The sequence below is a fragment of the Pontibacter silvestris genome, assembly GCF_020907275.1.
Classification (GTDB): domain Bacteria; phylum Bacteroidota; class Bacteroidia; order Cytophagales; family Hymenobacteraceae; genus Pontibacter; species Pontibacter silvestris.
This window is the reverse complement of sequence record NZ_JAJJWI010000047.1, coordinates 1-11,753: the sequence shown is the minus strand read 5'-3', so window position 1 is coordinate 11,753 and position 11,753 is coordinate 1. Positions and strand designations below refer to the sequence as shown.

9 protein-coding genes are annotated in these 11,753 nt (G+C 44.5%); 2 read left to right on the top strand and 7 right to left on the bottom strand.

Annotation, left to right across the window (positions count from 1 at the left end):
- Positions 1-26 precede the first annotated feature (26 nt).
- Both LN995_RS21040 and LN995_RS21035 read right to left on the bottom strand, forming a co-directional pair.
- Positions 27-413, bottom strand: coding sequence for a hypothetical protein (locus tag LN995_RS21040; protein WP_229963069.1), 387 nt, complete (start codon positions 411-413; stop codon positions 27-29).
- Positions 414-545: 132 nt separating this feature from the next.
- Positions 546-1,466 (bottom strand): hypothetical protein, encoded by a 921-nt coding sequence (locus tag LN995_RS21035; RefSeq protein WP_229963068.1) that lies wholly within the window; start codon positions 1,464-1,466, stop codon positions 546-548.
- 153 nt (positions 1,467-1,619) lie between these two features.
- On the opposite strand from LN995_RS21035, the gene LN995_RS21030 reads away from it, so the two are divergent.
- Both LN995_RS21030 and LN995_RS21025 read left to right on the top strand, forming a co-directional pair.
- Positions 1,620-4,706: a DUF6371 domain-containing protein gene (locus LN995_RS21030; protein ID WP_229963067.1), complete on the top strand. Its 3,087-nt coding sequence runs from the start codon at positions 1,620-1,622 to the stop codon at positions 4,704-4,706.
- Between the two features lie 31 nt (positions 4,707-4,737).
- On the top strand, positions 4,738-5,451 hold the full coding sequence (locus LN995_RS21025) for a helix-turn-helix domain-containing protein (RefSeq protein ID WP_229963066.1): 714 nt from the start codon (positions 4,738-4,740) through the stop codon (positions 5,449-5,451).
- Positions 5,452-6,673: 1,222 nt separating this feature from the next.
- Here the strand turns inward: LN995_RS21025 and LN995_RS21020 are convergent.
- From LN995_RS21020 to LN995_RS21000, 5 genes are all read right to left on the bottom strand, one after another.
- A complete protein-coding gene (locus LN995_RS21020) occupies positions 6,674-7,195 on the bottom strand; it encodes a GNAT family N-acetyltransferase (RefSeq protein ID WP_229963065.1) in 522 nt (173 codons plus the stop codon).
- A 111-nt stretch (positions 7,196-7,306) separates the two neighbouring features.
- On the bottom strand, positions 7,307-8,407 hold the full coding sequence (locus LN995_RS21015; RefSeq protein ID WP_262910550.1) for a serine hydrolase domain-containing protein: 1,101 nt from the start codon (positions 8,405-8,407) through the stop codon (positions 7,307-7,309).
- Between the two features lie 462 nt (positions 8,408-8,869).
- On the bottom strand, positions 8,870-9,658 hold the full coding sequence (locus LN995_RS21010; protein ID WP_229963063.1) for a hypothetical protein: 789 nt from the start codon (positions 9,656-9,658) through the stop codon (positions 8,870-8,872).
- Positions 9,659-10,010: 352 nt separating this feature from the next.
- Complete coding sequence (locus LN995_RS21005; protein ID WP_229963062.1) at positions 10,011-10,673, bottom strand: CPBP family intramembrane glutamic endopeptidase; 663 nt, start codon at positions 10,671-10,673, stop codon at positions 10,011-10,013.
- Positions 10,674-10,826: 153 nt separating this feature from the next.
- Positions 10,827-11,297 carry a LytTR family DNA-binding domain-containing protein gene (locus LN995_RS21000; RefSeq protein ID WP_229963061.1) on the bottom strand — a complete coding sequence of 157 codons (471 nt, stop codon included), beginning with the start codon at positions 11,295-11,297 and terminating at the stop codon, positions 10,827-10,829.
- Positions 11,298-11,753 lie beyond the last annotated feature (456 nt).

Below are 11,753 nucleotides of genomic sequence, written 5' to 3'. Positions count from 1 at the left end.
TGTCAACCTATAGCAGGACGAGACATTCATTCTCTTATTCTGTTGCTGCCACGGGTATTCCTTTTTTGCTTGTTTATTGCTTCCAGGTCTATTTCCTGAGCGGAAGCTTCCACAACTTGCTGTTGTTGTTTCGGCTCTTCCATTACCAGCTCGTAGAGGAGGCAGGAGAAGCGGAGCATCTGCTCTACCATATCGGAGGCTTTTTCCTCTGTCAGGTGTCCGTATCCTGGCGTGTTCAGTAGTTTCTGCACATGATAGGGCCTGAGCTGCTCATCTTGTTTTACTTGCTTGTATAGCCCCTCCTCCTGCAGTGCCTGTAACTGCTTTTCTGCCGGTTCTTGGTGCTTTTGTAATGCTTGTTGTTTTTGCTTTTGCTTTACATTTCCTTTTAAAGTTGTTTGATTTACGTTCACGGAGATTGTGTCAATTTCCGCACTTGCCTGAGTTCTTCAGTTAAAATGCAACTTGGATGTTTGTCCTGAGTGCTTCAGTGACTTTCAATAGAGCCATTAAGGCAGAAGTGTGGGAACACAGCTAAAGGAGGATCAGAGCCTTGTTCGCTGGGCCTCCTCGAAGGAGAGCTGTGTTCCGTTCTGCGTTTTCATGGTGATGGTGCTGTAGTCGCGTGTCCCAAGGATACGGAAAATCTCTTTTTTCTGCTTGTCCGAGAGCTGTTTGTCCACCTTCGTGATCAGGTCGGCCCTGCGCTTATTGCCTGTTTTGGAGAACTTGATGGTAAGCTCCTTTACCTCATCGTTGCGCATGGCCCTAAGCACCTCTTGTTCTTCTCTTGTCAGGATCGGTATCTTGGGCAGGAACTCGGCCTTTGTCTCGTCGTTGAGGAATTGTGAGAAATAGTGTCCCAACGGGACGTTGATGTGGGGCTCGTCAAGGTCTGGCTTGCCTTCAGGGTTTGCGTTCTGCTCCGCTTCGCTCCAGACAGTCACCCTTCCGTCACCGAAGATGTAGGTGTTGGTGTTGGAGCGGTGTTGAAAGTGGGACAGCACAATGGCGGAGAATCGGTAAGGATACAAGAGCCTTCTCAGGCTTAGGTAACCTTCTATTTGCTCAAACTCCTCATCTGTTACAGGCCGTTGCGCCTCTTTCTCTACGGCCTGTCTCAGGGCTTCCCTTTCACTGTCGGTCCACGCCCTGTTTTCCTTGATGTCCGTGTCGAAAAGGTAGTCCTTGACAGCGGCAATGGTTTCTAACGGAAGCCCGAATTTGCGAAGGTCCTTGACGATCTGCAGCCAAAGGTACTGGATGAAGTCGAAGTAGAGCTTCTTGCCGTCCTCCTCCGAGTCTGGGACAATGCCCAGGCTGCGCCAATTGTTGTGGACGCGCGAGGTGATGCCCGCATCCTTGAGGGTGAACTGCCTGCGCTGGAGGTTTTCCAGTATCTCATCAGCATAGTCAAACGGATTATCATATACTGGAATACCTAAGGCTATATGTTTTTCGTTCATGTATTTAATATTTTACGTAAATGTAACAAATTAATTTTTTGTTGTATACTTGCAGGTAAAATAAATCATCAACCAACGTGGTATGGGACAGGCGTCCCCAACAGTAATGAATAAGTGACCAACTCAAGTGATGCGCAGCCAATTAGATTGGCTATGCATCAGCTGCAACCGACCAAGATGTGTGGGAGCAGTAAGAACAAAGGCTCTCAGGAGCCTCCAACCAACAAAAAGCAACAACTGCCAGGCGCAGACAGCCTGCTGGCTGACACCAACACGCTGCAGGTGTTGCGCGAGTACTTCCCTAACTTTAAGAAGCTGGGTAAGGTCTTTGAAACAGATAATTCCAAGCGGGTAAACATTTACCTGCACAAGGGCCTGTACCTGGTGAAAGACTTCACGGGGAAAGAGTTTGGAGACGATGCCTCCCGCAACGTTCTCCAGGTACTTCAGTTTTACCACCGCTGCGACTTTAAAGAGGCGCTTGTCCTGCTTTCGGATAAGCTAGGCTATACCGCCTTCGGGCATCTGGCACCGCCACGAAAGCCGATGCCACGCCTTGCTGTTCCGAAAGAGCCAGTAAACGAGCCTGAACAAGTATATGTGGATCGCCGGCAGTGGGACAAGGTGTCCCAGCACCTCCACTCAGCTTTTCACCACTATGCCCGGTCTCTGGGTGTAACTGACGAGCACCTAAAGCGGTGGCATGTCGGTACCTCCACCAGGGCTGGGACCGTGTACACCGTCTTTGGCCATCAGAATTGGGACGGCTTCTACTTTAACCAGAAGCATTTCATCTTTTCCTCTGGCGGAAACAAGGTCATAAGCCCCTTCTACCTGAAGAATCCTGCGGGTAAAAAGTACGGGCAGTGCCTCTACGGTATTCACCTGCTGCGAGCGGGGGCTCCCGTCGTGGTGGTCGAGTCTGAAAAAACGGCTGTGCTAGGCAGCTTCTTTTATCCCCAGTTTGACTTTGTCTCCACGGGCGGTGCTGCTTCCCTAAGCAAAGAAAAACCAAAGGCCCTGCAAGGAAAATCAGGTTATGTGCTGCTTGATGCCGACCAAGCTGGCCGCTCGCTGGGCACCTGCCGGATGCTTGAAAAACACGGGCTGGATTTTATTCCGGTGGACCTGTTTCCGAACCGGGAGGATGGCTATGACCTGGCAGATGCGCTGCGGGACGGGCTGCGGGCTGACATCACCGACTGGCGCTTTCAGTTGAAGAAGGACAATGAAGGACCCGATTACAAGCTGTTTGTGAATCGTTTCCTAAGTGAGCAGGCTGCGCCGCTGGTGAATTACATACAGCACCACGGCAAGGTATTGCTCAAGGCCAGGACTGGAACAGGCAAAACCACTTTTGCCCTGGAAGAGCTTGCCCGCGGTGTCCGTGGTCGTGTCATCATTCTGGAGCCGCTCACTGTCATTGTGGATGCCATCGCCAAGAGCAAGTACGGGGAGATTGCCATCATCAAACAGGGGGCAACGTACGAAGATGTGCAGACTTCCCTGTACAGCAAAATAACGGTCTGTACCTACGATAGCTTTGCCAAGCTGCCTCCTGTGGTAGAGGATGATTTGATAATCTGTGATGAAGTGCATGAGCTGCTCTCCGGGTATGGCATGCCCGACAAGCGCTCCAAGTACGAGTACCTCTTCAGGCAGCTGTTAGCGGCAAAGAACGTGCTCTGCGTCTCGGCAACGCCTCCAGGCTTTCTGCAGGAATACGGGTTCAAATACGTGGAAGTGAAGGCCGGGCAGTCAAACAAGATACAGCTCACGCCCATCACCTACAAAGGCAAGGTTCAGCACGAGCTGGCCAAGCTGCTTCCTACCCTTGACTTTGCCAACTACCAATACCTTATCCGGCTCAACGACCTAAAGCTCATTGACCAACTAGTTGGCAGCTTCAAAGGGCTGCCGAAGGAGCAGGTGGCGGTGCTAAGTTCACATTCTAAGGGAGAAGCTGGAGGTGCCTATCAGGCCATCACAGGTTCCAAGCACATTCCGGAAGACATACGCCTCCTCTTCACCACTTCCCTCATAGACTGTGGCGTGGACTTGTACAATCAGCAGTTGCGGATCATTATGGCAGAGCATCATAACGAACATTTGAGCATTTCTAATGCCTTGCAGTTCATGGCCCGTGCCCGTAAGATGCCTTTGCTGCAGGTAACGTTGTATAAGCAAGAGCGGAAGGGAAAAGAGTATGACAGCGAGGCGGCCTATCAAGCCATCAAGAAATTTGCGCAACGGGAATGCCAGACCCTGAACCTGCTCATGACTCAATTTCAGGACCTAAGCCCTTACCTGCCAAAGGGCTCCTATTCATACAGAGAGACAGCTAAGTACTGCAGCTATAACAAGGCGACAGAATGCTATGAGGTCAATGAGCTGCTCATTCACTATGAAGTGGAGCAGGCAGCTATCCGGAGCACTGCAACAGCCGATTTCTACAGCCAGCTAAAAGAGGAAGAGCATATCCTCATGCAGAAACCTGAGCAGGTGAAGATAGAAAAGACACCGGAAACCGAGGAGCTTGACAAGGCAGCTAAAGCCACCAGGAAAAATGTTGTGGAGCAAGCTTTGACGCTTCTGGAAACATGCTGCACTACGGCTACTTTTACGGCTCTTCACCATGCCACCAGAGACCTGGAGCTTCGCAAGCAGATTGTTCGGCTAACATACGATGTGCGGCTAAGTGAAGAGGCAAGTCAGCTGCAGGAAGCACACCAGAGCCTTTTTACGGACTCGGTAGCGCTCGCTGTATTCAAAAACTACCTCAAGCTGCAGGAAAGAGACATTGTCCCAGCAGACATAGTGTCCCTGATGCGTGAGCACAGGGGAGCCAGGAAATTCGGGGACCTGCTCAACCGGCTGGATACCTGTGAAAGGATACAGCACTACGAGCGCCTTGCTCCTGCAGATAAAAGAGATGTGGAGCGGATTATGCGCCACAAGCAAGCAGTAGAAAAAACGGTTACCGAATCAACTTCTATTAATAATAAAATAGGTAATCGGGTAACCGCTGCTACCATTACCGCTGTGATGAACAGTGACCGCGACATGGCCATCAAACTCACCAAAGACAAAGCCATGCAGCTCTTTCATCTCCTTTTTGAAACAGACATGGTCGTCGTCAAGGAAAACGGTAAGACTGCCAAGTACTTTGGAATTGTGGCTGATAAAACCAAGCCGCTACATACCAGCAAAATTGCTGCGGGAGCGGGTGTGGCAAAATGAATTTAAAACCAACTAAAAATTACTAACCAAGATGAAAAAAGAAGATTTACAGGCACAAGTGCAGCAGCTGAACGAGCAAGGCCATTCCATCAGAGAAATTGCCAAAATAACAGGAATAAGCAAGTCCAGCGTAGGCAGGATGGTAAAGGAAATACAGGATTCAGGCCCTGGGACAGCTCCTGGAACGCGTCCCGCGACAGTCTTGGGAAGCCATGGCACATCGGCTGGGACAGCTTCAGCAGCTGTCCCAGCGGCAGGCCGGGACGCATCTGGGACACTTGAAAGTATCAAAAAAGGGGCTGATGCATCAGCTGAGCAGCCAAGGCAGCAGGAAAATAGCGTTTTTGAAGCGCTTTTAAGGGGGCAATATAAGTACAGCCTACATAGTAGCTATCAGGATTTCTTGTACAGTACACGCACGTTCCTTACAAATAACCTGGGGAGCGAAGAGCTGGCGCACTCGCTTATCAAAAGCAGGCAACAGCGGGTAGGCGATTTCATCCTGCGCGCCAGAAACATCTGCTCAAATTGCCAGGTCAGGTATGAAAAGCTCTTCATGGCTTACGTGTTAGGGGAGCTTCATTATTTTCTGGGACAGCAGCCGGAGTTAGAGCAGACAGAACGTGGGCTAAAGCTAAAGGCGGGAGTTGTTCTGGAACAGTTTATAAAGCAGGTAGAACCTATGGACATCTTTACTCACATGGAAGATGATTTGCCTACCTTTCCAGATACAGAGGCATGGTGACAGGAATCTATTCTGATGAAGTTTTGGCAGTAATGGAAACAACAGCGGGGGCTACTATAACGGTAGTGCCTGCTGTTTTTAAAGCTGTGGGAGGCTTGTAATAAAATAGATGGCATTAACAGGAAAAATAGAGAAACAGTAGTCGGCATAGTAGGAAACCCAAAATCAAGCGTTGGGACAGCAGTCGGGACGTGACCCATAAATGCTTTAAAAATATCCGGGACACATTTGGGACAGCAGAAGACACTGATATTAGAACAGCTTAACTTAATCCACTTTAAGGATTTAACCTTTTGCCGTTAGGACTCACGCCAGAACAGCAAAAGGGCCCGTAAATTGAAATAAGGAAATGACACAGTTTAAATTACACTCCCAATATTATCCCATAATACTGCTTAACATAAATTCGTGGTTGAGCCTCACCCCATGTAACAAGCCCTACTTCAAGTAAAGTTAAGACAGTAAGAGCTTCAGCTAACCTAAATACAGTCTTAGCCCATAATGCACTTAATGTATGGTCACAGCTTTTCCTATACTTTAGGTAAAGAGCAGCGACCATTAAATCTTAATTGTTGAGTTCGCTTTGTATCAAGTTCTATTTTAATTTATGATTCCTATTTGCTGCAACGTGTTCGTGTATACCATGTGCGAGGCCATCAGCCGAAGCATAAGGTATAAACACNCAACTCGTGAGGGTTAGTCTGAAGGAAGCAGGACTGCAAAAGCCTGAACTGACGAATACTCTTGAGCACGAGAGTGCGAAGAGAGCGCACGTAGTGCTGAATAAGAGGCAGGGAGTCGTGGGTAAGCAAGCACATCTTTGCAAAGCCCCTGGCCAACAAACGGCTCTATGTAGATGCAGCAGGATTAGGTGGAAGGATAAGCGTCTTACCTGGGGAGGTCTTGGAATAGATTCGGTTTCTATGAGCCAAGAAGTCAGCAGAGGCCATAGTAGGTAGAAGTAACGAGCTGGGAAGCCCCTGGAGGTTTCATAATCTACTGAAGGGCCGAACGTTAAGTTGCCCAAAATCCGATAGGGAGGTTCAAACGCAGGAGTTTGCTAGCCTTATCCCAAACTAGGGCAAGGGCACGGTCGGTGTAAAGAGCGGCTGTGCTATCCTTAACGAACCGCCGAATACGAGACCCGTACGTTCGGTGGTGGGAGAGCCTCACCGTGGGTGATTTTGCCCACGGCGGGCTACTCGATTAGCTGCTGCCATTTTTATTTTATTTGCAGTTTCATCATTATGTCTGTCTGCTCATCATTTCCTAGTTTGAAAATGTGCCTATCAAATTCCACAAAACCATTTTTCTCATAAAATCGAAGTGCTCTTGGGTTTTCTTCCCAAACCCCTAACCAAACATAATCCACGCCTTTGTGTTTGGATACTTCCATTGCCTTCTCATAAAGTATTTGCCCAACTTTTTTCCCGTGGAATTCCTTTAAAACATAAATGCGTTCGATTTCAAGGGTATTATCGTCCTTTATTTCAGTCTGTGATTGTCCAAAGTTGACTTTCAAATAGCCAATTACTTTATTCTCTAAAAGGGCAAAATAAAACTCAGAGTTCTTGTTGGCCAATTCGGCTCCTAGTTTTTCTGTTGAAAACCCTTCTTCCAGATAATTTTTCATATTCTCCTCGCTATTTCCAGAAGAAAATGTTTCGGAAAATGTCTGTCTGCCGATTCTCTGTAGTTGGTCTAGTTCGTTTACCGTTACTCTTCTTAATTCAATATTTTCCATTCTCGCTTAAGTATTCTCTTTATTTTTGGTTGCAGGCGGGTTAGTGTAAACAGCGTGCGTGGCCGTCGGCCGTAGCATGATGTTTACACAATGTTGCCTGCTGTTTTATACTTATTGCCGCTCAAACTTTTTAATTTCAAGATTAGGAGTTAAGCCCTCTATGTAAAATGAAGCAATTGCTCTTGCAAAATTTGGCAACATCTCGCCATCATTAGTAAGAACTATGAAAGTAAAACCTTGCTTCGGGAACCTTATAATATCGCCAAGTCCTGGCCCTCCGCTATGACCTGCGAATAATGCACCACCATCATCTTCATAAGCCCACCCTACTCTTGTAAACTCTGATTCTTTATTCCCAATACTATCCCAGCCATATATGTAGTCATGGGAGAATTCTTTTGTAAAAAGGATTTCTTTGTCAAGACCAACAGCCCAGTTTGCCATATCGCTTATAGAAGCAAAATAGCCACCTGCCGTGTAAGTGTATTGGGGGTAAATAAACTTATAAGCTTGTATCTTTCCATCTAAATCATAATATGTGGCAGCTTTCTCCTTTATGAGGCTGGTGCGCATAAACTGTCCTACCTTTTGTTCCATATCGAAGCCGCCATCTAGCATATTCAATGGGATTGTCACTTCATCTTTCAAAAGCTTCGTGAAGGGCTTACCGTAGATACCTTCCAGAATATAGCCTAAAAGCATGAAATCCAACTGGGCATAATGTTGATCCATTCCCGGTTTATACTCTAAGGTGGAGTCTTTTAAAGCATTTACAACTGTAGCGGTAGAAGAATACATATCTCCACTATATTCTCTAAGTCCGCTGGAATGGCTAATAAGGTGCTTTACCTGCAATTGATGCCAATCTTCTGGTATACTGTCCAAGAACTTACCTACATGGTCATCCAAGTTTATTTTGCCATCATACATTGCTTTTAGCAGAAGAGTAGAAGTAAGAAGTTTGGTGCTGGAAGCAATTTGGAAATTACTGTGAGGTGTTACTTTGTTATTCCACTCCAGGTTAGCAACTCCGTAACCGGAAAGCTTCAGTATTTCCCCGTTCTTCACGACAGCTACAGCCATTCCTGGTATGCCAAGAGTCTTCATCTTATCTTTTACAAAGGCATCGACTCTCTTGTTAGCAACTTTGACTTGTCCAAAACAACTAATTGTAAATAGATAGAGGAGCACGAGAATTAGGAGGTGTTTCATTCTTTAGCTTTTTGTGTTTATAATTCAAATTATGCTTAGAAATAGCAGGCAACGGCCGCGTGCATGCAGAGCCTGAAGCGTTAGCGAAGGTTGGGCATGCATTGTGTTGGCATAAGTTTTTCTTCTTATTAGCAACAGAAAGAACTTATCAATATTAAGAACTATGCAAGTACCTACTATCAGGACTTCTTTGCATAACGAAAGAAGGTCATCGTCAATGAAATTAGTATCAAAATATTTGCTACTAAATTAATGTAAGCAAGCTGGCTACTCTCAGAATTTAAATTTGAATGGTCAATCTGTCCAAAATTGAAAACCATCAAGACGAGTATAAATACGATTAAGATTAAACTTACTTTTTTCATTTTTATAATTTTTAATTAATGCCAACGGCTCGTATAGAAGGCGAACGAGGCGTAGCCGAAGTATGGCTTATATGCCTTGTTGGCACACGTTTTTCTTTTAATCGCCAATCTTCTGCAACTGTTGGTTTATAAAATAGTTGCCGTAGTACTCCTTATGTCTTATTTCTTTGTTCTGCTCAAAGTCTATAAATGCATAACAACAATGGAGGCAGCGTAAAGGATTGTAGTATGAATAATTCCCTTGACCTTTCGTAGGCTTCGGTAGCTGATTCTCCAACAACCGTAAATCTTCTTCATGAACTGCTTCTTGCAACTGCCTTGGCAAATCCTTTATTTGCTCGTAACTGACGTAAAGAGTCTGTTTGCCGTCCGATGAGTAAAAGTATTGCGCTTCAGAAAATCCAGCGTGGAAGTGCTGTAATGTAAAGCTCTTTTTGCAGTTGTCACAGATGCATATTGCCCTTACATTTAATGGTGTCACAGTTCCAGAAAAGTGCAACCCCCTTTGGAAAAGCCCAGCTCCCACAAGCTTGTTGTTCTCTGCTTCTTCAGAGGAGAGAAAGAATGGCTGAAGTCGGATGGCTTCATAGTCCTTACTCTTCCAATCTGGATAGCTTGTCCTGTCTTTTGATACTATCCCGTCAATCATTACTGCGCCATTCGTTAGAACCCTAATTGAAGAATGGAAGAATTGACCATTCAAATCTGGGTTAGAGTCAAGGGTGTCAATGTTAAATTCCCTTTTTAGTTTCTTGTTTTCAAATACTCTTATCGCTGGCATGGGAACATGAAACTCAAAAACATGAGCAAGTTCTATCTCTCTTTTGAAGAACCCATTAGAGATATAGATGTCATTGCCTTTGATTTTGACAGTTCTTTTTATCATAATTAAAATGTTTGCCAACGTTAAGCATATGGCTTGGTGGCGGTTTTCGAAGTGCTTTCCTGTCTGCCCACGCCAAACTTACTTAAATGTACAAAATTTTCCTTTACCGCTTCACCCGCCATAAGCTATATGTGGTGTTGGCAACTGCCTTTTACCATTCAACTTAGTTGCAAAGAAAGTGATTGGTTATTCAAGCGAACTTTATTCAGCAATATGAGCGCCATGCTTTTTACCGTAAATAAGATCAGGCAAAATGCAATGGAGCTTTCACCAATGATGGGAAACCTCCTACTTCATTTAGGCCAATTAGGTAAATTCAAGGTATTTGTGTTATTACTTGTACTTGATTTCATTACGCCAAACCAAAGTAAATACAAGCAAAGGCAACAGTGTTAAAAAAGCCATGTACCATAATCATAAACCACAAATCGTATTTGCGCATGACAAATATTATGGAAAAGAGAGCTGCTGTAGAGCCGGCAACAAGTTGTCCTGAAATTCCTTGTTGCATGTGCATGTATCCGAAAAAGCTAGAAATTATTAGAATATTAATGGCAAGACTGATTTTACTGTCCCCAAAGAATTTGGCGAACTGGCGCATAAGATATCCACGGAAAATAATTTCTTCTCCAAAGGCTGCTGTAACCCACACTATTAATATCCAGGTAATAGTGGTTGGAAGATTTCCTTTCAATTGGTCCATGCTTGAATAATCAATAGGAACTCCTGTGAGCATCTCGATTCCAGGAACTAGGGCAAATACATAAAAGACAAACAGCCCAAATGCTACTAAAGGGGCGATAACCAATAAGTTTTTCGCAGTGAAATTTTCACGATATAATCCAAGTGCTGAAAATGGCTTTCCCTTGTATTCAAAATAATTAGCTACAATGATTATTAAAGAGATAATTATATTTTCAAAAGCGGTTCGAGTGATTGGGCCAAAGTACATGAAACAAATGATGCTAAGGGTAACTAATGGAATTAAGGTTTGTCGTAAAGTGATTTTGTTCATTGTTTTTTGATTTTCGATTCGATACAAAGGTGAATCGACCCCCCCCCATTGTTTGCATTTTCAAAGAGCTTTGGTACGAAAACGCTTTTTTTAGGTATAAAATTTTTAGCGCAAAACCAACAGGTACGAATGCCCCTGTTTCAGGTACAAATATTAGGAGGCCAGAAGCTCCTTATCGAAGGTTTTGGAAACGGGAAGTTCCATTTGGGTAAGATATATAGAGTTTGAGTCTTTCCAGGATTTGAAATGAGAAGGATTGATAAGGTGTGAGCGGTGTACTTGAAGAAGGAAGTTAAATTCCTCTTTCAGGTTCTTTAAAGAGGTACGAATGAGCTTGGAATGAAGTGTATTGCTATTGATGTAAAAAATCTCAACGTAGTTCTGTGCATTGGACACACAGATCAATTCTGACTCCTTTATTTTTAAGATATCTAGTTTATTATCTCCCTTAATTGTCAGAATATCTTTCTTAGCAGGGATTAGTTTGATAAGATAGCTTCTGGCAATGGACAGAACAGTAAGGTTTACAATTGCCGCTTTCATCATGATTTCAGTGTTCCATTGAAGAAAAGTATAGCCCCCACTAATGAGTGGACTCTTGTACAATGCAAATGTACCTGTCATATGGATGATGTAAAAAAATAAGAGAGTGCTAAGTTCTAAGCCAAATGACCACTTCTGCAGTTTATCATAGATTGCCTTTTGGACAACAGCTATGAGGGCATATCCTAAGAAAGCGATCAAGTTGAATCCAATGCTTGATCTGATCCAAAAAAGAAATCCTGTTGTGTCATCAGTAAAGGGCCTCACAATAAACATGAAAAGAAAACCCCACAGGGCGAATAGCAAGCCCACTAGTAAGTGGTATCTGATGGATGGATTCAGTTTATTCATTTCATCTACTCTTCATTTCTAAATTTTACTACGTCAAACTTATTCTCTATAGGAATCTGGCATAGAAAATTAGATGATTCCTTTTAGTTGTAGTGTTCAGCTAATTTTATTTCGATCAGAGGCTATTTTATCGGTTGTTGCCAACGAAATGGTCTAGCAGGCGCTTTGGCTTGTTTCACTTGCTAA